At 64.9% G+C, this 22,589-nt stretch carries 19 protein-coding genes and 2 pseudogenes; 8 read left to right on the top strand and 13 right to left on the bottom strand.

Features of this window, described 5'->3' with window-relative positions; genetic code table 11:
* Positions 1–172 precede the first annotated feature (172 nt).
* Positions 173–1,105: a DNA-3-methyladenine glycosylase family protein gene (locus tag ACQ4N9_RS06345; RefSeq protein WP_390971101.1), complete on the top strand. Its 933-nt coding sequence runs from the start codon at positions 173–175 to the stop codon at positions 1,103–1,105.
* Here the strand turns inward: ACQ4N9_RS06345 and ACQ4N9_RS06350 are convergent.
* A complete protein-coding gene (locus tag ACQ4N9_RS06350; protein ID WP_110995934.1) occupies positions 1,080–1,310 on the bottom strand; it encodes a DUF6555 family protein in 231 nt (76 codons plus the stop codon). The genes ACQ4N9_RS06345 and ACQ4N9_RS06350 overlap by 26 nt on opposite strands.
* Positions 1,311–1,616: 306 nt before the next feature.
* On the opposite strand from ACQ4N9_RS06350, the gene ACQ4N9_RS06355 reads away from it, so the two are divergent.
* Entirely contained in the window at positions 1,617–1,874 is a 258-nt protein-coding gene (locus ACQ4N9_RS06355) for a DUF1652 domain-containing protein (protein WP_125858397.1), read from the top strand.
* 15 nt (positions 1,875–1,889) lie between these two features.
* Here the strand turns inward: ACQ4N9_RS06355 and ACQ4N9_RS06360 are convergent, their stop codons facing one another.
* The 3 genes from ACQ4N9_RS06360 to ACQ4N9_RS06370 all read right to left on the bottom strand — a co-directional run bounded on the left by ACQ4N9_RS06360 (position 1,890) and on the right by ACQ4N9_RS06370 (position 3,573).
* The gene (locus tag ACQ4N9_RS06360; protein ID WP_390971103.1) at positions 1,890–2,504 is read right to left on the bottom strand and encodes a Yip1 family protein; all 615 of its coding nucleotides are present in this window, start codon (positions 2,502–2,504) and stop codon (positions 1,890–1,892) included.
* A 99-nt stretch (positions 2,505–2,603) separates the two neighbouring features.
* Positions 2,604–2,891: a hypothetical protein gene (locus ACQ4N9_RS06365; protein ID WP_390971105.1), complete on the bottom strand. Its 288-nt coding sequence runs from the start codon at positions 2,889–2,891 to the stop codon at positions 2,604–2,606.
* Between the two features lie 202 nt (positions 2,892–3,093).
* On the bottom strand, positions 3,094–3,573 hold the full coding sequence (locus ACQ4N9_RS06370; RefSeq protein ID WP_390971107.1) for a GNAT family N-acetyltransferase: 480 nt from the start codon (positions 3,571–3,573) through the stop codon (positions 3,094–3,096).
* A 176-nt stretch (positions 3,574–3,749) separates the two neighbouring features.
* Here ACQ4N9_RS06370 and ACQ4N9_RS06375 point away from each other — a divergent pair, with 176 nt between their 5' ends.
* Positions 3,750–4,370 (top strand): LysE family translocator, encoded by a 621-nt coding sequence (locus tag ACQ4N9_RS06375; RefSeq protein ID WP_110996246.1) that lies wholly within the window; start codon positions 3,750–3,752, stop codon positions 4,368–4,370.
* A 22-nt stretch (positions 4,371–4,392) separates the two neighbouring features.
* The gene (locus tag ACQ4N9_RS06380) at positions 4,393–5,265 is read left to right on the top strand and encodes an alpha/beta fold hydrolase (RefSeq protein WP_390971109.1); all 873 of its coding nucleotides are present in this window, start codon (positions 4,393–4,395) and stop codon (positions 5,263–5,265) included.
* A 24-nt stretch (positions 5,266–5,289) separates the two neighbouring features.
* Here the strand turns inward: ACQ4N9_RS06380 and ACQ4N9_RS06385 are convergent, their stop codons facing one another.
* The 6 genes from ACQ4N9_RS06385 to ACQ4N9_RS06410 all read right to left on the bottom strand — a co-directional run bounded on the left by ACQ4N9_RS06385 (position 5,290) and on the right by ACQ4N9_RS06410 (position 10,949).
* Positions 5,290–6,147, bottom strand: coding sequence for a CAP domain-containing protein (locus tag ACQ4N9_RS06385; RefSeq protein WP_390971111.1), 858 nt, complete (start codon positions 6,145–6,147; stop codon positions 5,290–5,292).
* A gap of 183 nt (positions 6,148–6,330) precedes the next feature.
* A complete protein-coding gene (locus ACQ4N9_RS06390) occupies positions 6,331–6,942 on the bottom strand; it encodes a cell wall hydrolase (RefSeq protein WP_125858402.1) in 612 nt (203 codons plus the stop codon).
* 48 nt (positions 6,943–6,990) lie between these two features.
* Positions 6,991–7,908, bottom strand: a complete 918-nt coding sequence (locus ACQ4N9_RS06395; RefSeq protein WP_390971114.1) for an AEC family transporter — start codon at positions 7,906–7,908, stop codon at positions 6,991–6,993.
* A gap of 264 nt (positions 7,909–8,172) precedes the next feature.
* On the bottom strand, positions 8,173–9,036 hold the full coding sequence (locus ACQ4N9_RS06400) for a LysR family transcriptional regulator (protein ID WP_110996238.1): 864 nt from the start codon (positions 9,034–9,036) through the stop codon (positions 8,173–8,175).
* A 57-nt stretch (positions 9,037–9,093) separates the two neighbouring features.
* Positions 9,094–9,942 carry an ABC transporter permease gene (locus ACQ4N9_RS06405; protein ID WP_390971116.1) on the bottom strand — a complete coding sequence of 283 codons (849 nt, stop codon included), beginning with the start codon at positions 9,940–9,942 and terminating at the stop codon, positions 9,094–9,096.
* Entirely contained in the window at positions 9,939–10,949 is a 1,011-nt protein-coding gene (locus ACQ4N9_RS06410; RefSeq protein WP_390971118.1) for an ABC transporter substrate-binding protein, read from the bottom strand. Before ACQ4N9_RS06410 ends, ACQ4N9_RS06405 begins: the two co-directional genes overlap by 4 nt.
* Positions 10,950–11,095: 146 nt before the next feature.
* Here ACQ4N9_RS06410 and ACQ4N9_RS06415 point away from each other — a divergent pair, with 146 nt between their 5' ends.
* Complete coding sequence (locus tag ACQ4N9_RS06415; RefSeq protein WP_390971120.1) at positions 11,096–13,036, top strand: S8 family serine peptidase; 1,941 nt, start codon at positions 11,096–11,098, stop codon at positions 13,034–13,036.
* A gap of 250 nt (positions 13,037–13,286) precedes the next feature.
* The gene (locus tag ACQ4N9_RS06420) at positions 13,287–15,170 is read left to right on the top strand and encodes a S8 family serine peptidase (RefSeq protein ID WP_390971122.1); all 1,884 of its coding nucleotides are present in this window, start codon (positions 13,287–13,289) and stop codon (positions 15,168–15,170) included.
* 49 nt (positions 15,171–15,219) lie between these two features.
* Here the strand turns inward: ACQ4N9_RS06420 and ACQ4N9_RS06425 are convergent, their stop codons facing one another.
* A complete protein-coding gene (locus tag ACQ4N9_RS06425; protein WP_371923751.1) occupies positions 15,220–15,975 on the bottom strand; it encodes a methyl-accepting chemotaxis protein in 756 nt (251 codons plus the stop codon).
* 102 nt (positions 15,976–16,077) lie between these two features.
* Positions 16,078–17,403 (bottom strand): annotated as a pseudogene (locus tag ACQ4N9_RS06430) (HAMP domain-containing protein); the annotation flags it as partial.
* 226 nt (positions 17,404–17,629) lie between these two features.
* Here ACQ4N9_RS06430 and ACQ4N9_RS06435 point away from each other — a divergent pair.
* Entirely contained in the window at positions 17,630–18,949 is a 1,320-nt protein-coding gene (locus tag ACQ4N9_RS06435; protein WP_390971124.1) for a Na+/H+ antiporter family protein, read from the top strand.
* 217 nt (positions 18,950–19,166) lie between these two features.
* On the opposite strand, the gene ACQ4N9_RS06440 is transcribed toward ACQ4N9_RS06435, so the two are convergent.
* On the bottom strand, positions 19,167–20,165 hold the full coding sequence (locus ACQ4N9_RS06440) for a FecR family protein (RefSeq protein ID WP_390971126.1): 999 nt from the start codon (positions 20,163–20,165) through the stop codon (positions 19,167–19,169).
* A 1,067-nt stretch (positions 20,166–21,232) separates the two neighbouring features.
* Here ACQ4N9_RS06440 and ACQ4N9_RS06445 point away from each other — a divergent pair.
* A pseudogene (locus tag ACQ4N9_RS06445) lies at positions 21,233–21,922 on the top strand (hypothetical protein); the annotation flags it as partial.
* Positions 21,923–22,589: the final 667 nt, after the last annotated feature.

Consider the following 22,589-nt stretch of genomic DNA (forward strand, 5'->3'; position numbering starts at 1 on the left):
GCTTGTGGGGCAACCGTCTGGTGTTGCCCTCAAGGCCGGATCGCTGGCAAGCCAGCTCCCACAGGTACAGCGCCGATCCCCAGACCTGCGCCGTACCTGTGGGAGCTGGCTTGCCAGCGATTGGGCCGCGCAACAGCCCCAAAGGCTGCCTGTCAGGACTTATCGACCTCCCATGACCCGCCTTTCCTCCCTCCACGCCGTCCGCCGCGCCCTGCGCCCGGGCGGCGTGCACCTGCTCTGGCTGCGCTACCAGCCGCCCTATCACTGGCCCTCGACCCAGGCGTTCCTGGCTGCGCGCTGCATCCCCGGTATCGAAACCTTTGCCGAAGGCGTGTACCGGCGCAGCTTTGTCCATGCCGGCCGGCACGGCGTGCTGGAAGCGAGCCCGGTAGCAGGCCCCTGGCTGCAGGTGCGCCTGCATGAAGTGGCGCCGGCGCTGTTGCCGGGGCTGATTGCACGCCTGCGCCGGGTATACGACCTGGATGCGCGCCCGGCACAGATAGCCACCGGGTTGGCCGGCGACGTGCTCATGGCGCGGCTGCTCGCTGCGCGCCCCGGTTTGCGTGTACCCCAGGGCTGGGATGCTTTCGAACAGGCCATGCGCACGGTGCTCGGCCAGCAGATCAGCGTGGCCGGGGCGGTGACCCTGGCCGGGCGCCTGGTGGCGCGGCATGGGGCATTGCTGCAGGTGGAGGCGGCGGCGCTGAGCCATGTGTTCCCATCGGCCACGGCAGTGGCAGCGGCTGAACTCGAAGGGCTGGGTATGCCACGGGCGCGGGCGGCAACCCTCGGCACCCTGGCCAGGGCGCTGCTTGAACAGCCGAACTTGCTGCACCCTGGGCAAACCCTGGACGCGGTGCTCGTACGTTTATGCAACTTGAAGGGCATCGGCCCGTGGAGTGCCCAGTACTTGGCCCTGCGCCAGGTGGGGGCCAGGGATGCCTTGCCGTTGGGCGATGTGGCGCTGGTCAAGGCCCTGCGCCTGCTGGAGGGGCCGCAGGTGCTGCTGGCCGAGCGGGCCTTGGCCTGGCGGCCATGGCGCGCTTATGCGGCGCAGCACCTGTGGGCATCGTTGGCGGTCACTGGCCCGATTGGCGCCAGCTGACTTCGCTGATGCCGTAGCGCTCGGCCATGGGCCGGCTGACTTTGCGGATCTTTTCGCGGTCATAGCGACCGATACGGCCCACACCGGCATCGCAACTGGCCCAGTGCCAGGCCTCGGCGTTGTCCATCCGCTCGGCGCGGATGATGAACGTCTTGTGCTGGCCATGCAGTGCATAGTCGATCACGTAGAGTTTGGCGTCGATCATCGGGGTTCCTTTGGTCAAGCGGGTCCATGCCTGATTGTGGGAGCCGCGCCCGGACGAAAAAGTTTTACCCGATGCGGGTGATCGGGGACGAACGGTCATGTGCTTGCCATCTGTCGCCAAGTTGCCGTCATTGATCGAACCCTGGCTGCAGGGTCGTGTTCTTCCACTAAGGTGCTAGAGGATCTTGCGCGTCACCATTGCCCGGGCGAATGGACCAACCCCAGGGCATGGGCAATATCAATTGGCACTGCGCCGGTTTACGGCGTAACCACACAACAGGCCATCCAGCATAGAGAGGGTCGTACCATGTCGTTGATAGGCGTTTCGATGCTTGAGATGCGGCAAATGATCGAACAGGGCTGCCTGCCCGATCACTGCGAGGTGAGCTGCCCGGACGGCGAACACCTCACCATCCGCCTGAGCCAGGGCGACAACCTGGGAGAGTGCTTCACCACCGAAGTGTCGGTGGCCAGCCTCAACAGTTGCCGTGACCTGGTGGCGCTGGTGGCGCAGCTCAAACAGCACCACCACGCGCAGGCGCAGCCGCTCAAGGCCATTGCCTGAGCGCGAGGTGCCCGGTCAGCCGAGACTGGCCGGGCGCACGTATTCCGGCATCAGGCCGTTGGACCAGAACAGGATCATCGCCACCAGGATGGTCACCAGCAGCAACAGGCCCACCCCCCATACACAGGTCGCGAACAGCATGGCCTGCTCTTTGCGCAGGCGCAAAAATGTCTGCAAACCGCCATACAGCAGCACGCTGGCGTAAGCGCTGGCTGCCAGCAGCGCCAGTAACGCCAGCCAGCGCATCGGCAGCAGGCCGACCACCCCGGCGACGAACCAGGGGGTAGCGCAGTAGGCGGCGAAGCCGATGCACTGGTTGAGGTTGGGCTGCACATCGAAACCGCGCGACATCCAGCGGATCATCACCCCCATCAGCATCACCCCGCCCACGGTGGTGGCGTACAGCAGCCCGGCCAGTTGCGCGGCGCTGGCCAGGCTCAGGCGCACGCGGTCCTCGCCTGCCAGGCTCCAACCGTAGGTGGTGGTACCGACCAACAGGCACAGGGCGGGGATCAACGCGAGCAGCAGCAGGCGCGGCAGGTATTGCTGGGGACGGTCTTCCTCGGCGCGGCGGATGTCGATCCAGGCGTCGGCTGGGTCGGTGAAGAGCTTGAGTAGCGGGCTGTTCATGGCGTTCTCCTCCAGGGGCGGCGCAGTAGCGCGCATCCTCTTTCAATGGAGGCGTCGGTATCGCGGCGGGTTCAGCTGAGTTCGCCGCCGTTGATCGCCTTATTGCAGTTCGAGCAGCAGGTTCAAGCCGCCGTCACCACATTTGCCCTGCTCGCGGATCACGCCGTGGTAGCTGCGGCCATCCCAGACGAACGCCACGCTGTGGGCGCGCTCGACCTTGTCCGGCAGCGGCGGGCAGATATGCAGGCGCAGTGCGGGGCGGCCTTGCAGGGTGAGGGCAGCGAGTTGTGCCTGGCATTCGACGCTCGACGCCACCGGGCCGAACAGGGTGTCGCGGACGTAATCCAGTTGCAGGCAAGCATTGGGGGCGCGGCAGGGCATCTTCATGGCGCTGCGGGGGAGCGAGTGAGCATGGCAGGGCTCCTGGCGAAAGATGGCAAGGCATCAAACGTTGGAGGGCAGAAAGGGGGCGATGTTCAAACCGATTCGAGGGAAATTTTGCCGTTGTTGATCGCCCTGTAGGAGCGGCCTTGCCGGTCCGGCGCCCCGGCAACGCCGCTCCTACAGGCTGCGCGTCAGCCGTCAGCCGTCAACCCTCGGCGAACTGGCGAAGGCGCTCGCCGTCCAGGCGATAGCGAATCCACTCATCCTGCGGTTCGGCGCCCAGCGACTGGTAAAAGCCGATCGCCGGCTCGTTCCAGTCCAGCACGCTCCATTCAAGACGCCCGCAGTTGTTCGCCAGTGCTTCCCGGGCAATGTGGCGCAGCAGCGTGCGCCCGGCGCCATCACCGCGCTGCTGCGGGGTGACGTACAGGTCTTCGAGGTAGATGCCGTTGCGCCCCAGCCAGGTGGAGTAGCTGTAGAAGTACACGGCAAAGCCGATGGCCCGGCCGTCGCGCTCGCAGATCAGGCTGCGCACGGTGCTGCCTGGGTCGAACAGGCTGTGCTCGATATCGGCGATGCTGGCCACCACTTCGTGGCGGGCGCGCTCGTAGTCGGCCAGCTCGGTGATGAAGGCAAGGATTTGCGTGGCGTCACTGCGTACGGCAGGGCGAATGGTCAAGCTCATGGTCGGGCTTCCTTGTGTAGGGGCTGGCGCCATCGTACTGGCCCGAGGGCACAGAAGCGATATGACCAGTCCAGTAGAGTGTATTCATGCAATTTTGCTTAACTGTACCGGTCGGTCGCCAAGCGGCTCCGTTACTGTGTGGCAACACATAACGAGAAACCCGGAAGACTGCCGCCATGCTTGCCTCGCTCGATCTGCTCAGCGCCTTCGTGCTGTTCGCCTTCGTATCCTCCATCACCCCCGGCCCCAATAACACCATGTTGCTGGCCTCGGGGGTCAACTTCGGGGTGCGCCGCAGCATCCCCCATGCGCTGGGCATCAGCATCGGCTTCATGGTGATGGTGCTGGCGGTGGGCCTGGGGCTGGGCGAGGTGTTCAAGGCCTGGCCGCCGCTGTACAGCATCCTGCGTTATGCCGGCGCCGCCTATTTGCTGTACCTGGCCTGGAAGATCGCCACCTCCGGGCCGATGTCCGGTGACACTGCCGGCAGCCGCAAGCCGCTGGGGTTCTGGGGCGCAGCAGCCTTCCAGTGGGTCAACCCCAAGGCCTGGGTGATGGCGGTGGGGGCGATCACCACCTACACCCCGGCCCAAGGCTATGTGTTCAATGTGATCGTCATCGCCGCCGTGTTCGGCCTGGTCAACTTGCCCAGTGTCGGGGTCTGGGTGATGTTCGGCAGCGCCTTGCGCAACCTGTTGCGCAATCCGCGTGCGGTGGTGCTGTTCAATGTCCTGATGGCCGTGCTGCTGGTGATTTCGCTGTATCCGCTGTTGTTTGTAGAATCGTCGTTTTCCTAGAACCGACGAGTGCAGTAAACAGATGGAGTTGATTCCCTGGTCCCATGAATGCGCCGAAGGCTTCACCCTGCGTGGCTGGCGCATGCCGCCCAGTGGCCGGCCATTGCTGCATTTCCTGCACGGCAACGGTTTTTGCTGCCTGGCCTACCAGCCCATGCTGCTGCGCCTGGCGGAGCACTTCGACCTGTGGCTGAGCGATGTGCAGGGCCATGGCGACAGTGATCACGGCGGCAACTTCGTTGGCTGGAACCGCACGGCGGCGCTGGCGGTGGAGGCTTTCGAGGCGGGGCGTGGCGAGTACGGCGAGGTGCCTCGCTTTGCGGTCGGTCACAGTTTCGGCGGGGTGCTCACCGGCCTGATCCTGGCCGGCCAACCGCAGCTGTTCCAGCGCGCGGTGCTGCTCGACCCGGTGCTGTTCAGCCGGCGCATGCTCGGGGTGATGGGCGCTGCCGCGCTGGTTGGCCTGCACCGGCGCCACGCCCTGGCGCGCAAGGCCGCGACCCGTCGCAGCCACTGGCCGGATCGCCAGGCCGCGCTGGCCGCGCTGCAGGGGCGCGGTATCTTCAAGGGCTGGAGCGAAACCGCGCTGCACGCCTATGTGGAACATGCCATCGGCGATTGCGGCGAAGCCGTGGTGCTCAAGTGCCGGCCCAGCCGCGAGGTGGAAATCTTCAGTTCGTTCCCTGCGCGCATGTGGCAGCAACTGCTGGCCATCTCCATACCCACGCGCATCCTCTACGGTGAACACACTTATCCGTTCGTGCCCCACTCGGTACAGCGCCTGGCCAGGCTGAACAGCCAGGTGAGTGCGCAGCAGGTGGCGGGTGGGCATTGCTTCATGCAGGAAGATCCGGCAGCGGCGGCGGAGCAGGTGGTGGCGTTTCTTCTGCCCTGACAGGCGCCGCCACCTGTCATTGGCCTAGCGAGGCGTACCGAACATCCCGGTCCAGTAGATCCCTGCGTCGCTTTTCGGGTCTGTCGCGTAGGCGGCGCCGAGGTCGCGGTAGTCCGGGTTCATCAGGGTGGCGCAATGCCCGGGGCTGGCCAGCCAGCCATCGACCACCTTGCGCGCGGTATCGCTGCCGGCGGCGATGTTTTCGCCAAGCTGCTGGTAGTTGTAGTCGGCCAGGTCGGCGCGGTCATCCGGGGTGCGACCGTCGCGGTCGATGTGATCGAAGAAATTCTGGTTGGCCATGTTGCGCGAGTGGGTGGCGGCGACGCCGGCCAGCACGCTGTTCCAGCTCAGCGGCTTGGCGGCGGGGAAGGGCTGGCCACCGCACTGGCGCGGTACGCCGCGGGCAGCGTTGATTTCCTGCAGCAGCTTCTGCCCCTCGGCCTGCCAGTCGCCCAGGCGCCCGCTGAGCAGCGGCCGGGCGAGCACGATGCGCCAGTCGCGGCCCTCCTGGCTGACGCCGATGTCGATGAACTGGGGGTCGAGCACCACCTGGCAGAAGCTTTCCTCGATGGCTTTCATCGCCGCTTTCGCATCGCGCGGCCCGGACAGGCTGATGGCCTGCACGTTGACCATGGGGTAGGCGGCGCGGCTCATGGCCTGCTGCAAGTCACGGGTGCCTTCGGGCGACAGCGCCAGGCGGGTGTCGCTGTTGAGCGGCGGCAACTCCAGCGAGGCCCCGCCGCCACAGTGCTGGGACTGGCTGCGGTAGACGTTGATCGTATCGATCAGTTGCGCTTCTTCGCCGCTGATGGCCTGGGCGCCGGTCGAGGCGAGCAGGCCCAGCGACAGGCCGAAGAAGCAGGCAACGGATGGGACGCGCATGTGGATCTCCCTGTACTGGCAGCGTCTGCTTGTGCGCTGCCCATCCTACACAAGCGCAGGGCTTTTGGCCCAGCGATGTGCAGGGCTGTGAACCCTTGGTCATTCGATGTGGTGCGGTGTAGGGGTGGGTAGACCGCCTGCCGGCGCAAAAGTGCGATCCATGCTGCACCCAGCGCCGTACCCTCAACGCGCCAGCGCCTGGTTCGGCTTGTAGAACAGGAAATGGGTGGTTTGTGCCGTCTGCCGGTAAGTCTTGGCCCAGTCGGGGTGGACGGTACGGTCATGGAAGTACAGCGCACCGTCCGTAGGGTCCTTGAGCTGCTGGTTCAGGGCCTTGCGCGCGATCTCCTTAGCCACCGCGTAGCGTTCCTCTTCTTCCACCTGGTCGGGGCGCCCGTCGCACCACCAGGAAAACTGGCAGCTCTTGCTCTCCACCCCTTGCTTGACCACGCCGCAGATGGTGTTGGGGAAACCGTCATGGCCCAGGCGGTTGAGCACCACGCTGGCCACCGCGCTCATGTCCTCGCTGTCGGCACCCTTGGCTTCCCAGTAGATGGTGCGGGCCAGGCAAGTGATGCTGTCGTCCATAGGTGCCTGGCCGGCCGGGTCGACCGCCTGCACTTCGGTGGGGGTGATGGTTTCGGCTTTTTTCGGTGGCGGCGCGTCCTCCACCACCTTTTCCTCCAGCACTTGCGCCTTGTCTTCGGCGACGGCGGCCTTCTGGCTGTCGGCGGCGGTGAGCGGGCCTGCAAGCAGGGTTAGCGACAAGCCGAACAGCATCCACGAAAGGCGCATGGTCGAGGTTCCGAGTAGTGGGGCTGATCACAGTCTAGCCGGGCGGATTCAACTCAGCGTCAGGCTCAGCACCAGCGGCAGGGTAAGGGCGGCGGCCATGGTCTGCAGGGCGATGATGGTGGCCATCAGCGGTGCGTTGCCGCCCATCTGCCGGGCCATCACATAGGACGACGAGGCGGTCGGCAGGGCCTGGAACAGCACGGCCACCACCGCCGCCTGGCCGCCGAGGCCGAGCAGCCGGCACAGGCCCCAGGTGGTCAGCGGCATGACCAGGAACTTGAACAGCGAGGCCGCCAGCAAAGGCTTCACCTGCTGGCCCAGGCGTGCGCCGCCCAGGGCCGCGCCGACGCACAAAAGGCCCAGCGGCAGGGCGGCCTGGCCGAGCGCCTTGACCGTCGGCTCCAGCCCCGCCGGCAAACCCAGGCCACTCACCCGCAGCAGCAGGCCACCGGCGCAGCCGATGATCAAGGGGTTGGCGAAGATTGCCTTGAGCACCGTGGCCGGCGAGCTGTGGCGGGCGCTGAAGCGGGCAAACACCAGCACGCAGAGCAGGTTGACCAGCGGCACGATGGCGGCGTTGGCCACCGCCGCCAGGGCGATCCCGGCACTGCCGTAGATCCCGGCGGCCAGTGTGGCGCCGATGTAGTTGTTGAAGCGCACGCCGCCCTGGAATACCGAGGTGAAGTCGGCGCCGTCATGGCTGGCTGCACCCTGGTACAGCACCAGCAGCAGGGCGCCGAGCAGGGTCGAGAGCATCAGTACGCCGACCATGCCCAGTATTGGCACGCCGTCGAGGTTGGCGGTGCCAAGGCCGTGCAGGAACAGCGACGGCAGCAGCACGTAGTAGCTCAGGCGCTCGGCGCCGGGCCAGAAGGTTTCGGCGAGAAAACCGCGCACCCGCAGCCAGGTGCCCAGGGCGATGAGCAGGATGATCGGGACGAGGGTGGTCAGCAGCAGGTGGAGCATGGTCGGCAGTCCGTGGTCGGGTACCGGCACAGGGTAGCGGAGGGGAGTGAACAGAAAAAACGCTGTTTTCTGCAGTGACTGTTGAGAAAAACTGCATCAAGGCAGCGCGGTGTGGGAGCAACTGTCTTGCTTGCCATTCAAACAGCTGCGCGATCCCTGTGGGAGCGGGTTCACCCGCGAACACGGGCAGAGCCCGTGCCAGGCACCGAGGTGTCATCTTCGCGGGTAAACCCGCTCCCACAGGTACTGTGCAATCCGCCCCGCTCAAACCTCCAGGGCGGTCTTCAACACCGCACTCAAATGCCGCCGCTGGCTCTTCTCATGTTCCAGCAACACCACGCGCCGGGTCAGCTGCGGCTCGCCAAACGGCTGCACGCTGGCCGGCGGGAGGCGTTCGAGGTCGTCATCGCTCATGGGGATGATCGCCACACCCAGGCCCATGGCCGCCATGCGTGCCAGGGCCTCCTGGCTGTCCAGTTCCATCTGTTCGCTGACCTGCAGGCGCTGGCGGCGCAGCTCCTGTTCGATCTGCCGGCCGGCCCAGGCGCGCTTGTCGAAGCGCAGGAACGGCTGGCTGGCGAGCAGCGCCGGCACGCTTTGCCCGGCAAGCTCCGGGCTGGCGATGGCCCAGAAGCGATCCTCGAACAGCGGGGTGAATTGCAGGCTCTGTGGGTAAGGGCTGACCGGCTCGGTAGTGATCGCCGCATCCAGTTCGCCGTCCTCGACGCGCCGGGCCAGCTCCGCCGACATGCCCGAGACCACGCTGATATGCAGTTGCGGATGGTGCGCCTTGATCCACACCAAGGCCCGCGGCAGGCGCCGCGCCAGTACGGTGTGGATCGCGCCGATGCGCAGGCGGCCACGCAGGCTGGGGCCGCTGGCGAGGGTGTCGGCCAGTTCGTCATAGGCGCCGAGGATGCTCTCGGCGCGGGCCACGGCCAGTTGCCCGGCCTCGGTCAGCACGACTTGCCGGCGGCTGCGGTCGAACAGGGTGACCTGCAGTTCGTCTTCCAGGGTCTTGATGTGCAGGCTCACCGCCGAGGGCGTGAGGCTGAGCAAGTCGGCGGCGCGGGCGAAGGTGCCGTGGCGGGCGATGGTCACCAGGGTGCGCAGGGCTTTGAGGGACACGCGGGAACTCCGGGGTGCAGGGCAATAAGCAGAGGGCACGATACTGCAATAGCGGCCTCAGCGCCCAGTGCGCCCATACGCCTGGCTGATCCGGTCGATCACCATCGCCAGGGCGACGATCGCCAGCCCCGCCTCGACGCCCTGGCCGACGTTCAGCGTCTGAATGCCGGCCAGCACGTCCTCGCCCAGCCCGCGGGCGCCGATCATCGAGGCTACCACCACCATCGACAGCGCCATCATCACCGATTGGTTGAGCCCGGCCATGATGCTCGGCAGCGCCAGTGGCAGGGCGATGCGCCGCAAGCGCTGCCAGCGGCCAGCGCCCAGACCGTGAGCGGCCTGCAGCAATGACGGGTCGATCTGTGCCAGGCCCAGCTGGGTCAGGCGCACCAGCGGCGGCAGGGCGTAGATCAGGGTGGCGAACACCGCCGGCACCTTGCCCAGGCCGAACAGCATCAATACCGGGATCAGGTAGACGAAGGCGGGCAGGGTCTGCATGACGTCGAGCACCGGCAGCAGCAGGCGCCGGGCCAGCGGGCGGGTAGCCAGCAGGATGCCCAGCGGCACGCCGATCAGCACGCACAGGCCGGTGCTCACCAGCACCAGGGCGAGGGTCTGCAGCAGCTTGTCCCACAGCCCCAGCACGCCGATCAGCGCCAGCAGCCCGGTGAGGGCCACGGCGCGCAGCAGGCTGCGGCTGGCGTGCCAGGCCAGCAGCCCGACCAGCAGCAACAGCAGCCACCAGGGCAGCAGGCGCAGCAGGCTTTCAAGGCCGACCAGCAGTTGCAGCAGCTGCTCGGAGACGCCGCGTAACTGGTCGCCGTAGTGCAGCACCAGCCAATCGACCAGGCGGTTTATCGAGGGCGCGAAGGAGAGTTGCAGGGCTTCGGGGAAGCCGCCGCTCACAGGCCGGCCTCGACCTTGGCGGCCTTGTCGGCGGGCAGCCATGCCCTCCATACCTCGGGGTGTTCGCGCAGGAAGGTGAGGGCCGCCTCACGTGGTTTCTGGCGGGTTTCGCTCATGTGGGCGAGCGTTTTGTTCAGGGTGTCGATGGGCAGGTCGACTTTGTCGAACACGGCCACCAGGTCCGGGTACTGGTCATGGAAGGCCTTGGATACGCCGATCGACAACTTGGCCGGCAGCGAGCGGCTGCCTTGCGGGGTGGGGTTGTTGGCATCGGTGAGGGTGGCCCAGGCAGCCGCATCGAACGCCGGTTCTTCCAGGCGCACGAGTTCATAACGCCCCATCAGCGGGGTCGGGCTCCAGTAGTAGAACAGCACCGGCTGGCCGCGGCGGATCGCCGAGGCGATCTCGGCGTCGAGGGCTGCGCCGGTGCCGCTGCGGAAGTTGTTGTACAGGGTGTCCAGGCCATAGGCCTTGAGCTTCTGGCTGTTGACGGTCTCGGAGGTCCAGCCGCTGGGGCTGTTGAGGAAACGGCCTTTTTCTGGCACCTCAGGGTCGCGGAACACCTGCGGGTAGCGCTTGAGGTCGGCAACATTTTTAAGGTCCGGGGCCAACGGCTTCAGGCCACGTGAGGGGTCGCCTTTGATCACGTAGGCCGGCACCCACCAGCCTTCCTCAGCGTTCTTCACCGTATCGCCCAGGGCGAATACCTGGCCTGCCTGCTCGGCCTTGACCCAGGCGGGGCTGCGCCCGGCCCATTCCTCGGCAATCACCTGCAGGTCGTTGCGTGCCAGCGCCACTTCCATGCTCACCGAGGTGCCGGGCAGGGTGTCGGTGGGGTAGCCGTAACCACGCTCGACGATCAAGCGCAGGATCTCGGTGGTGAGTGCGCCGCTTTCCCAGGTGATGTCGCCGAAGTGGATCGGGGCCGGTTGTTCGGTCGAAGCGTTGGCGGTGGCCAGGCCGAAGGCCAGGAGCAGACCGGCCATCAGGGCAGGGAGCTTGTTCATCGAGGCCTCTGGGTGTCTGACTCGGGTGCGGGCAAGTGTAGACGAGCCCTGCAGGGTGCCAGGGAAAGCCGGCAGGCTGCGGCTGGGACTGTTGCCGGTGAACAATGGTGCCTGGCTTGCACCCCCTCCCGTTGAAGGATCAACCGATGAACCTGGCTTTGAATTTCGTCTACTACCGCAACTTCCGTTTCGACGGCAAGATTCATGTCCGCTGTGAGGGCGAGGATCTGCACAAGGTCGCTCGCGTTCGTTACGAACTGCACCGTGTGACGGCCGAGGGCGCGACGTCGCTGACGGGCGTTTCGGCGCGGTCGTATGCCCGTACCGGCTCGTTGGCCGATCACGGCTGCCCGGCCAGCCTGCTGACGTCGGCCCGAGCAGGCCGCTACCGGATCACCCCGAGGGTCATCTTGCTGGAGCAGGCGGCCCGAGCGATGGGCCACCCTGTGGGGCCGGACGGTGTGCTCGATCAGCCCGCATTGTTCATCGATATCCACGAGGACGAGCTGGGCAGGCGCATCCTCGACAAGATTCCACTGGATAACACACTCCGGCGCGGCAGACGCGCCATTGCCCAGCAAGCCGATGGGGCGCAGCTGGATGACCCCCATGGGCAGACCTTGTCGCCGTTGCCCGAGGTTGGCCCCGGCGAGCGTTATCCATCCCTGCTGATCAAGTTCCGCGACGCCGGGCTGGAGCAACTGTTGCAAGACATGCGCCCAGGTGCGCACAGCGCCCTGTCGCGCCAATGGCCGAACCTGGCGGCAGTCATTGTCCTGCGTCCAATGCTTGAGCCCGGGGAGCTGGGTGATGAACGGCTGGCTGCCCTGCGTCCCTATTGCTGGATGGAGCAGCCTGCCAGCATGAGCGGCGATACCTATCTCGCCCTGCTCAAGACGTTCGCCGCGCTGGATTGTGTCGAGTCGCTGCAGTGGGCGCCGCCTGCGCCTGACGTGCCGTATGTACTACTGGGCGCGGCGGCGTTGCTGGCGACGTTGGTGACCGGTGGCGCGGTGGTGCTGGGCAATCAGGCGCATGAAGATGCCCAGCCAACGCCAGATTTCGAAGCACGCCAGGCCTACCTTGACGAGCCCGGGCCGCGATGGCAGGGCCTTAACGTGCGCAAGGCCTGGGCCGGCCAGGTGACGGGGAAGGGCGCGCGTATCCATTTTTCCGACGGCGGGTTGTTTCCCAACCACGAGGACTTGCGTGGCAACACCGACCTGAAGCTTGTCGGCTCGACGCCCAATGACGACCCCGAGCACGGTACGGCCTCGGCAGGGGTCATGCTGGCCACGCGCAACGGCTTTGGGGTGACCGGAATCGCCCATGACAGTGAACTGTACCTGCATGACAACCGCGCCGACGATGCCGCCGGCAATTCGCTGACGCTCAAGCAGCTGTTACGCCAGGTGCAGCCAGGCGATATCGTCGGGATCAACCGGCAGACTGCCAGCCCGCAGGTGCTGACTACCATGCTGCCGTCGTTGCATGACCGGCCATGGTGGGACGTGATGCAGGCACTGAGCCGGCGTGGCGCCGTGGTGGTCAATGCCGCCGCCAACGGCAGTTCGGCTACCTTGAACGACAAGGGCACGGTGAGGGGCTACGGCGTCGATCTGGCGCACTGGCGTCACTTCGACGACCACGGCGATGCCGGCTGCATTCTGGTCGGCGCCTGCCAGTCCTGGGATGGCAAGCCGCACCAGTACTCCAATTTCAATTATCGCCACCGCATGCTCAATGCCTGGGGTGACAGCGTGGTCACCCTGGGCTATGGCAAGCTCCAGGACAAGTCCGGCCATGACCGGGACTACACCGACACCTACGCTGGTACGTCCAGCGCGACGCCTTTGGTGGCGGGTGCCCTGGCGCTGATCCAGTCGTATGCCATCGAGCAGCATCACATCTACCTGGATGGCGACCAGATGCACCTGCTGGTCTCGGCCTCGGGTTATCAGGACGCGACACTACCGGACAGTGATGTGCTTCCCATGGGAATACGGCCGGACGTACATGGCGCGCTGGTGCTGCTCGACCGCCTGCTTGGTGGTGGCCGCTTCCATTCGCCTAGGGACGAGCTGTGAGCCGTGCACAGCCTTCAGGCTGCTGACCTGTCAGTACTGATCCATGAAGCCCTGATGCTCCTTTGCAAGGCCGTTCAACGATTGGCTGACCTGGGCTGGCTCGTTGACCTGTCCGGGTCGGGAGCACCCATAACGTTGAGCTTCATTGGGAAGGTTTGCAGGCTGCAACTCATGCCGTCGTCTCGCCAGAATCGATCATTCGGCATGCTCGAACATGCTATTCGCTCAACTGGAAAACAAGGTTCTAAGGATGGATGATTTAAGTTTCGTGCATTACCGCAACTTTCAATTCGATGGCTTTTTGTTCGTGCGTTGCGTGGGCGCCGATCTTGGCAAGGTCAAGAGCATCCGCTACGTATTGCGAACGGTCATTGACGGGCGGCCCCGGCGGCTCGAGGACAGGACGGTCACAGGCCAGGCCAGCAGCGGTCAGTTGGAGGACTATGGTTGCCCCGCCACGTTCAGTGTGGCGGCTTCAGCCGGTACGTTCTCGATAACGCCAACGGTGACCTGGATCGACAGCACAGGGGAACGGAGCCAGGCGTTCGCTGCATTGATGTTCGATATCAAGGCCGGGGAAGTGACGCGGCGCTTGCTCGATAATGTTCCGCTGAGTCGCAGCGAACGCAGCATCGAGAACAAAGCGCATAACTTGCCGGTTCTGGAAGATGAAGCCCTGCAAGGGCACCCTGAAATCAACTCCGGCCCTGCACTGGGCCCGCTGCTGCTGGCATTTGCCGAAGGTGGCGCAGAACGATTCGCGGCGGATATGGAGCCCTCGTCGGGTTCTCGTTTGGCGAATCTGTGGCCCAAGCTGGGGGAGGTAATCAACTGGCAGCCTGTGCTTGAAGCCGATGAGCGAGACGACCAGGCATTGGCCGTACTGGCGCCGTATTACCGTATCGAGCAACCCGACAGCATGCTCAACGATACCTTTGTCGCCTTGGGCAGGACCCTTGCCTCGCTGGATTATGTGCTCAGCGTGCAGCTTGTGCCGAAGGGCGCAGAGTCGCCAGGCTGGGCACTGGCTGGCGCCGGTTTGCTGGCGACCCTGTTTACCGGGGGCGCTGTGGTGCTGGGTAACAGAGCTAATGAAAATGCCCGTCCGACGCCAGACTTCGAAGCGCTGCAAAGCTATCTGGACGAGCCCGGTGCAACAACGAAAGGCCTCAACATTCGCAAGGCCTGGGAGCGGAAGGTCATAGGCAAGGCGGTGCGTGCCCACCTGACCGATGGTGGCCTGGATAAGGATCACGAGGACCTGCCTGGTTTCGCGCAGATTCATGTGGTCGAGGCCGGGCCCAATGACGATCCGGTGCATGGCACCGCCGCAGCGGGGCTTTTAGTCGCGAAAGCCAATGGCTTTGGTACAACCGGTATCGCCCATGGCGCGCAGCTGTACGTTTACCACAACCGAAGTGCCAACTCGCAGACGCTCAAGGCACTGCTGCGCCTGGTGCTGCCGGGTGATGTCGTGGCGTTCAACCGGGAGGTCGAGGCCGCAGGCATGCAAGGTACTCGCCTGCCGACCCTTCACGCTGAGTTGTGGTGGCAAGTTGTTCAAGAACTCAACGCGCGAGGCGCGGTGGTGGTTTGCGCCGCTGGCAACGGCCACAGGGCAGACAATGCGGCTGTGGGAGCAGTCAAGGGGCGTGGTGTCGACCTTACGGCTTGGCGTCACTTCGACAACCATGGCGATGCTGGCGCCATCGTGGTTGGCGCTTGCCAGTCATGGTCTGGCGAGCCCAGCGAGTGGTCGAACTTCCAGTACCCGTACCGGATGCTCAACGGCTGGGGTGATGGTGTCGTGACCTTGGGTGTGATCCACGACAAGGACCTGCAGGACAAGCCCGGAACAGACCGTGACTACACCAACTTCTACAACGGCACGTCGGCGGCGACGCCGATGGTCGCGGGTGCGCTAAGCCTGATCCAGGCCTATGCCATCGAGCGGCACCATGTCTACCTCAACGGCGACCAGATGCACTTGCTGGTGATGAAGTCCGGGTATCGAGACGCCACGCTGCCTGGCGAGACGAACTTGCCGATGGGGGCCAGGCCGAACGTCGAGGGTGCCATGGCGTTGCTCGATACCATTCTGGCCAGTGGCCAAACCGAGAAAGATGAGTTGTAGCATTGGACCGGCCTGCGGGCGCACGAGGGTGCGCCCGCAAACCTTGGGTTCACACCCGGAATTGATCCATCAACCCCTGCTGCTGGTTGGCCAGGCTGTTCAGCGACTGGCTGACCCGCGCCGATTCGTTGGCCTGGCCCGACAGCGACTCGGTGACGTCGCGGATGGTGGCGACGTTGCTGTTGATCTCTTCGGCCACCGCGCTCTGCTCTTCGGCAGCACTGGCGATCTGCAGGTTCATGTCGGTGATCACCGTCACCGCCTGGCCGATGCGCTGCAACGCGGTGGCCGCCTGGCCGACCTGCTCGACACCGCCCTGGGCCTGGCGGTGGCTGCTGTTCATGGCGCCGACCACATCGCGGGTACCGGCCTGTAGCGCCTCGATCACCTGGCGGGTCTCTTCCACCGACTCCTGGGTACGGCGGGCGAGGTTGCGCACTTCATCGGCGACCACCGCAAACCCGCGCCCGGCTTCACCGGCACGGGCCGCTTCGATGGCGGCGTTGAGCGCCAGCAGGTTGGTCTGCTCGGCGATCGAGCGGATCACTTCCAGTACCGAGCCGATCTTCTCGCTGTTCTGCGCCAGGCCTTCGACCTCGGCCATGGCGCTGCTCATGTCGGCGGCCAGGGTGTCGATGCTGGTGGTGGTGCGGTCGATCACCGCCAGGCCTTCGCGGGTGGCCTGATCGGCGTCGCGGGCGGCCTGTGCGGCCTGGGCCGCGCTGCGGGCGACGTCCTGGGCAGTGGCGCTCATCTCGTGGGAGGCGGTGGCCACCTGGTCCACCTGGCGGTACTGCTGCTCCATGCCGGCGCTGGTTTGCGTGGCGATGGCCGCGGACTGGTCAGCGGTGCCACGGGCGGCCTGCACCGAACGCTTCACTTCGGCGATGGTCGGCTGCAGCTTGTCGAGGAAGCGGTTGAACCAGCCGGCCAGTTCGCCCAGCTCGTCGCGCTTGTCGTATTGCAGGCGGCGGGTCAGGTCGCCTTCGCCGCTGGCGATGTCCTTGAGCATGGCGGCCACGCCGAGGATCGGCTTGGTCACGGTGCGGGCCATCAGCCACACCAGCAGCAGGCCGGCGATGGCGGCGGCCAGGCCCAGGCCCAGTTCCAGCAGGGTGCCGCTGGTATTGAGAGCGTCGAGCTCCTGCTTGAGTGTTTCGGCCGGGCCGGTCAGGGCGCTTTCCGGTACGTCCAGCAGCACGCCCCACGGCTTGCCGCCGGGGATCGGCTCGAAGGCGGCCAGCACTTTGAGGCGCTGCGCACCATGCAGGATCTGCAACTTGCCTTCGGCCAGCTTGCGCACCAGCTCCGCGCCTTGCGCGGTGTCGACCTGGTCCAGGCGCTGGGCCAGCTTGCCGGCATCGGCGCTGTAGCCGGCCAGCAAGCCGACCGGGCTGAGGATGCCGACCGTGGTGCGGCCTTCGTACAGGCCACGGCTGGCCGACTCGCTCAGGGCCTGCAGGCTGTTGAGGTTGATGTCGATGGACAGGGTGGCGATCACCTTGCCGTTGCTCTTGAGCGGGAACACGATGCTGGTCATCAGCACGCGCTGGCCGTCGATGTCGTAGAAGTACGGCTCGACCACGCACACCGTGCCGGTGCTGCGTGGGCACACCCACCAGGTGTTGGCCGGCTGGCCGCTGGGGCCGACTTCGGTGTTGGCCATGTCGTGCTCGGGCAGTGCCATCGAGGTCAGCTGGCCGGCGCGCGGTTGCGACCAGTACAGGGCGAAGCGGCCGGTCTCGTTGCTGCCCAGTTCCGCCTGGCCGGCGAACAGCTTGTCCTTGCCGTCCAGCGCGCCGGGCTCGAATACCAGCGACAGGCCGAGCAGGTCGGGGTTGGCCTGCAGCGCGGCACGCACCTGGGCGGTCATGTCCTGGCGCAGGTCGTAGGCGTCGAGGAAGCGTTTTTCCGCCTGTTCGCGCAGGAACAGCACCTGGCGGGCAAAGCCAGCGCCGTACTGGTAGGCGTCCATGAACTGGCGGCGGATGTTCAGGGCCTGCACTTCACCTTGCGATTCGATGCGCGACTGCGCCGCTTCGCTGAGCATGTGCATGCTGCTGGCCTTGACCAGATCGGAACTGTGGTCCATGCGGTACAGCGAAAGGCCGACCAGCAAGGTGACGATACTGGCCAGGCACAGGCCGGCCAGCAGGGTGATCTTCCATTGGATGGAGAGTTGTCGCAGCGCAGGCATTGGGGCAAATCCCTTGTAATAGGTTTGATGCTGCATGCTGTATCGGCGCTGCAGGATTTTTCTTTATTCAAACGTTCAATTTAAATCTGCTACTTTCGTCCATGTCCTACAAAGACACGCGGCGCAGACGCTTTTGACTTCTGCTGGCCTGTGCTTCAGAGTGTGCGCCCTTCATAACAACATCCCCTGGTCCGGCCACTGCCTGCGCGCAGCTGTCGCCGGAACGCTCGTTTTTTGTCTGTCGTAAAGAGGTTTGCACACCATGAATGCAGTGATTGCCGCGGTCGGGCTCATGCTGATCCTGAGCCTGTCCCGCGTGCATGTGGTCATCGCGCTGATCATCGGCGCCCTGGCCGGTGGCCTGGTCGGTGGCCTGGGTATCGAGGGCACGCTCAAGGCCTTCAACGGTGGCCTGGGTGGCGGTGCCACGGTGGCGTTGTCGTATGCGCTGCTTGGCGCCTTCGCCGTGGCCATCGCCAAGTCGGGCCTGGCCCATGCCCTGGCCGACCGCGCCCTGGCGATGATCGACCGTCAGGGGCATGCCGAAGGCGGCAAGGTCAAATGGCTGCTGATCGGCCTGATGCTGGTGGTGGCGGTTTCGTCGCAGAACATCCTGCCGATCCACATCGCCTTCATTCCGTTGCTGGTGCCACCGCTTTTATATGTACTGACGCGCCTGCGCATCGACCGCCGGCTGATCGCCTGTGTGATCACCTTCGGCCTGATCACCCCGTACATGTTCCTGCCGGTGGGCTTTGGCAACATCTTCCTCAACGAGATCCTGCTGGCCAACGTCGCCCGCGCGGGCGTGGACGTGAGCGGGGTCAATGTCACCCACGCCATGGCCATCCCGGCGGCCGGCATGCTCGCTGGCCTGCTGCTGGCCGTGTTCTTCAGCTATCGCAAGAAGCGCGACTACGACCTGGCGCGCATCGAAGAGGTCGAGCAGGTCAGCGTGCAGTACAACCCGCTGACCCTGCTGGTCGCCGGTGTGGCCATCGCTGCGGCCTTCATCATCCAGCTGTGGCTGGACTCGATGATCATCGGCGCGATGGTGGGTTTTTTGATCTTCTCGCTGTCGGGCATCGTGCGCTGGAAGGACACCGACGACCTGTTCACCGAGGGCATGAAGATGATGGCGATGATCGGCTTCATCATGATCGCCGCCTCGGGCTTTGCCGATGTGATGAAGGCCACCGGTGAAGTGAAGACCCTGGTCGAGACTTCGGCGCAGTGGATCGACCACAGCAAGGGTATCGGCGCGTTGCTGATGCTGCTGGTCGGGCTGCTGGTGACCATGGGCATCGGTTCGTCGTTCTCCACCGTGCCGATCCTGGCCGCGATCTTCGTGCCGCTGTGCGTGCAACTGGGCTTCGACCCGGTGGCCACGGTGTGCATCGTCGGTACCGCCGGTGCCCTGGGCGATGCCGGGTCGCCAGCCTCGGATTCAACCTTGGGGCCGACCTCGGGGCTGAATGTGGATGGCCAGCACCACCATATCTGGGACACCGTGGTGCCGACGTTCATCCATTACAACCTGCCGTTGCTGGCGTTTGGCTGGTTGGCGGCGATGACGCTTTGACGTGCGTTTGATCTGGGGGCGCTCTGCGGCCCTTTCGCCGGCGTAGCCTGCTCTCACTTCCACCGCGTCGAACGTGAGCCTTGTGCTGTACCTGTGGGAGCCGGCTTGCCGGCGATCACCGGCGTAGCCGGTGGCCGGTATCGCGGTGCCTGCATCGCCGGCAAGCCGGCTCCCACAGGAATCGCGGATGTTCAAGGAGCCGGGTTAGACGCCTCCCTCAGCCGCGGCTTGGCGGCGGGGTGATGCGGTTGAGGACGGTGCTGCCGTCCTTGCTGCGGGTGAGGTACACCGGCAGCACCTTGGGCAGGGTGTCGACCAGGCGTGCCACTTCGCGGGTGTTGTAGACGCCGCTGATGCGGATCCTGGCGGTGCTGTCGTCGGCCAGGCGCAATGGCTTGTCGAGGTAGCGGTTGATCACCGGCAGCGCCTGGGCCAGGCTCAGGTTGTCCAGCACCAGCTTGCCACTGCGCCAGGCCAGGCTGTTGCCCGAGTCGTCGCTCTGGCTCAGCTGCGGTTCGAAATCACCGGTGTGGTAGCTGGCCTGCATGCCCGGGCCGAGGCGGTAGCCACCGGCGTTGCCATCGTTGCTGACCAGCACCGAGCCCTCCACCAGCGTCACCTTGACCTGGTCTTCATACTTCCACACGTTGAACTGGGTACCGGTGACCCGGGTCTGGCCGTTGCCGGCACGGACGATGAAGGGGTGGCTGCTGTCGTGCGCGACCTTGAAGAACGCCTCGCCCTTGATCAGGGTGACGCGGCGTTCGTCCTTGTAGTTCAGGTAGCGCAACTCGCTGTGCAGGTTGAGTTCGACGCTGCTGCCGTCGCTCAGGCGTACCTGGCGCAGCTGGTCGGTGGTTTCGACATGCTGGTAGCCGTTGGGCAGCCAGCCTTGTTCCCAGCCCACCCAGCCGGCCAGGGGCAGGGCGAGCAGGGCAATGGCCGCCGCCGAGGCCAATGGCCGCCAATTACGGGCCGCGGCCTGCCGGGGTTTGAGCGCCACCACCTGGGCGCTGCGCGGCAGCAGGTCGGCGGTCTGCCAGATCTCCAGCATCGCCTGGTACTCCTGCGCGTGCCGCAGGTCGGCCGCCAGCCACTGGCTGAACGCCGCCTGTTCCGCCGCCGTGCAGTCTTCGGCGTGCAGGCGCATGCACCAATGCGCGGCGGCGTCGGTGATGGCATCGTCTTCGCTGGGGGTGAGGCGGTCCTGGTTCATTACGGCTCCCGGTTTTGCGGGCATTCTACCCTCGGGTGGGGGCTCCCGAGAACGGATTAATGGCGAATGACTATCAATTGTAGGAATTTTCCTGGTGGATGCACATGGGTCGCATTGGCACGGGGCAGTGTTCGCCCGCGCTGCCCCGTGTTTCAGAATGGCTCGATTACTGACGGATAGAGGCTGGCGCTACGGGCCCGAATGCTCGCTTGCAGTGCCTGCATGACGCTGTTCAAAGCGGCCTTGAGTGTGCCCTTCGTGGCTGGGGCTTCGCTTTCACCGTTCAGTGGCCTCTCCAGGCCATGCATATCCATTGCCAACAGCGACCTGGCATTTTTGTCAGTTGCCGTCTTGGACGCGTCGGAATCGAATGTAGCCATCCGACAGCGAGCAGGGGCAAGACAATGGCCTACACCGCCGCAGACTTTGAAAACCACTTTCATTCGGATGAGCCGCTCACGGTGGACGGCATCATCGGCACCTATGTTGTCGCACTGGACGACCAGTTGCAGATCAAGGCGGCTCAAGTACAAAACATCGCCCTTGCGGGTATCAAGTCGGTACCTGAGCTTGAGCGGAAAATGGCTGAGGCCTCCGCTGCGCTCAAGCAGTTGATCGACGATGGGGCTGTTCTGCTAAAACCTGAGCAATGGCAGAGCCTTTCGCCGGCCAGCGGTCCGGTACTGGCATACCTGCCTGGGGGCTACACCGGGCCACAGAAGGCAGCCTTCCTGTACGGATTGCCCACCTTTAAAGCCAACGCCGTGTCGCCCAGCATCCAATTCACGGTGGATGCGAAGTGCAGAAGCACTTATGACGCTATCAAAGGCAAGTATGACCCGCTCGGTAAGTGGAGTACCTATGACGGGCAGTACGATTTTACCCGTTACATCGGTGACATTTACCTACTGGAGGCTGCGCTGGCAGCCACTGCGGATGACTCGGTAACGCGAGAGCCCTCCGGGCCTGAGGGCACCCCGGCGGAGTCGTGGAACACCTATTCCGACGGCCCGCTAGCCGATTTCGTGGACATTGGCAGCGAGGACGACAACGACAAGTTGCCGGACATGACGGGCTTCGAGACGGACACGATCGGGGCAGGGGTACACGTATGGCGTAGCCCAGGCTTTCTGCTGGCCGATCGTGATCTGGAGGTTGGTGAAAAGGTCCAGGCCTGGGTGGTGCGCACGCAGGACGGGGGTATCGCCAAAGCCGTTGCCCTGACCGCCGACAAGACCAACAAGGCCATGGCGCAATGGCCGGTCGAATTCCTCAAGGCGGTCAATGCCGCGCCTGCTGCGAGCGAAGGCGGCAAATTGTTGCTCGGCGGTCGTTTGAGCGAAACAGGTGCACTGGAGGTAGGCGAAACCGATAGCCCATCGACCGCGGCAGTCGCATCAAAGTCGGCGGTAGAGAAAGGCGCCCTGAACCGGCTCTGGTGTTACGGCAATGACCATCGGTTGTTCACCAATGCACCGTTCCAGACCAATCTGGCGATCGCCGGGCGCCTGCCGGACATGGCCCTGCCCGAGGGTGAAAGTGTGGTTGTCCAGGTACGCGACCGCACTACGTTGCATCTGTACGAAACCCATCTGTTCACCCCGATCAGCGAGGCTGAATGTGCTTCGGGCGTATGGTCGAAAGCGCTGTGCACCGCCATCAATGCCACGTACGGAATGTTGCGGGCGGGTGTGCGGGCGGATGAAAAACCGCGCATAGCGCCAGCCGAAAAAGGCAATGCACTGTGGGTGCCGCAATGTTCCGATTTGTCGGTGGAGGTAGACCGCATCGGTTGGCGCAGGCACCGAGTGGTGGAGGCGTTCGTACCGGTAGTGGGGGCGACGGTGCAAGTGATGCTGTACGACCGTTACTCCGGTGCGCAGTTGCCGGGTTCGCCGTTCAGTTACAAGGTTGCAGAAGGCGAGGCCGATGCTGCTGCATGCCTGGCGGCGATGGGCAAGGCATTGAAGGCCTCGATGCTGGGAAGCTATCTGCGATTGGCCGGGCGAGGGGCGGTCGACAGTGCCGCTGGGTCGGCAACGGACTGGGCGTTGTGGGTGGTGTCGCTGCCCGTTCGGGTGGTGGTGCTCGGTGTGCCTGGACTAGCCGGCGACTATGAAAAAGCCCTCGAAACACCGGCGGGTGAGTCTCTGACACTGGGGACGGTGTATGCCGATTATCCGGATGGCTTGAGGCTTGCGCTGGTTGACCGTTGGACTGGGCATGATGTTGCTTCCTGGTCATTCAGGGCCAAGACAGATGTAGTTTCGAGCCTGGACGCATGGGGCCATGGGCTGGACGAATGCTTGAGGGCAAGCGGTGATAGAGAGGTGCCCTTGATCGGGTGGGGGCAAGCGTCGGTGCAGGGCGCGAACCTCAAAAATGTGAATGGCGATCTGACGGAATGGACGCTGTGGTTGCCGC

Source organism: Pseudomonas sp. ES1 (genome assembly GCF_050586605.1).
Classification (GTDB): Bacteria; Pseudomonadota; Gammaproteobacteria; order Pseudomonadales; family Pseudomonadaceae; genus Aquipseudomonas; species Aquipseudomonas sichuanensis.

Bases quoted from the DNA above. Each gene is read 5' to 3' on its own strand.
- ACQ4N9_RS06415 (WP_390971120.1), top strand. From the start codon at position 11,096: ATGAACCTGGCTTTGAATTTCGTCTACTACCGCAACTTCCGTTTCGAC.
- ACQ4N9_RS06425 (WP_371923751.1), bottom strand. From the start codon at position 15,975: ATGGAGCAGCAGTACCGCCAGGTGGACCAGGTGGCCACCGCCTCCCAC.
- ACQ4N9_RS06410 (WP_390971118.1), bottom strand. From the start codon at position 10,949: ATGAACAAGCTCCCTGCCCTGATGGCCGGTCTGCTCCTGGCCTTCGGC.
- ACQ4N9_RS06345 (WP_390971101.1), top strand. From the start codon at position 173: ATGACCCGCCTTTCCTCCCTCCACGCCGTCCGCCGCGCCCTGCGCCCG.
- ACQ4N9_RS06365 (WP_390971105.1), bottom strand. From the start codon at position 2,891: ATGAAGATGCCCTGCCGCGCCCCCAATGCTTGCCTGCAACTGGATTAC.
- ACQ4N9_RS06385 (WP_390971111.1), bottom strand. From the start codon at position 6,147: ATGCGCGTCCCATCCGTTGCCTGCTTCTTCGGCCTGTCGCTGGGCCTG.
- ACQ4N9_RS06375 (WP_110996246.1), top strand. From the start codon at position 3,750: ATGCTTGCCTCGCTCGATCTGCTCAGCGCCTTCGTGCTGTTCGCCTTC.
- ACQ4N9_RS06440 (WP_390971126.1), bottom strand. From the start codon at position 20,165: ATGAACCAGGACCGCCTCACCCCCAGCGAAGACGATGCCATCACCGAC.
- ACQ4N9_RS06355 (WP_125858397.1), top strand. From the start codon at position 1,617: ATGTCGTTGATAGGCGTTTCGATGCTTGAGATGCGGCAAATGATCGAA.
- ACQ4N9_RS06420 (WP_390971122.1), top strand. From the start codon at position 13,287: ATGGATGATTTAAGTTTCGTGCATTACCGCAACTTTCAATTCGATGGC.
- ACQ4N9_RS06435 (WP_390971124.1), top strand. From the start codon at position 17,630: ATGAATGCAGTGATTGCCGCGGTCGGGCTCATGCTGATCCTGAGCCTG.
- ACQ4N9_RS06380 (WP_390971109.1), top strand. From the start codon at position 4,393: ATGGAGTTGATTCCCTGGTCCCATGAATGCGCCGAAGGCTTCACCCTG.
- ACQ4N9_RS06360 (WP_390971103.1), bottom strand. From the start codon at position 2,504: ATGAACAGCCCGCTACTCAAGCTCTTCACCGACCCAGCCGACGCCTGG.
- ACQ4N9_RS06370 (WP_390971107.1), bottom strand. From the start codon at position 3,573: ATGAGCTTGACCATTCGCCCTGCCGTACGCAGTGACGCCACGCAAATC.
- ACQ4N9_RS06350 (WP_110995934.1), bottom strand. From the start codon at position 1,310: ATGATCGACGCCAAACTCTACGTGATCGACTATGCACTGCATGGCCAG.
- ACQ4N9_RS06390 (WP_125858402.1), bottom strand. From the start codon at position 6,942: ATGCGCCTTTCGTGGATGCTGTTCGGCTTGTCGCTAACCCTGCTTGCA.
- ACQ4N9_RS06395 (WP_390971114.1), bottom strand. From the start codon at position 7,908: ATGCTCCACCTGCTGCTGACCACCCTCGTCCCGATCATCCTGCTCATC.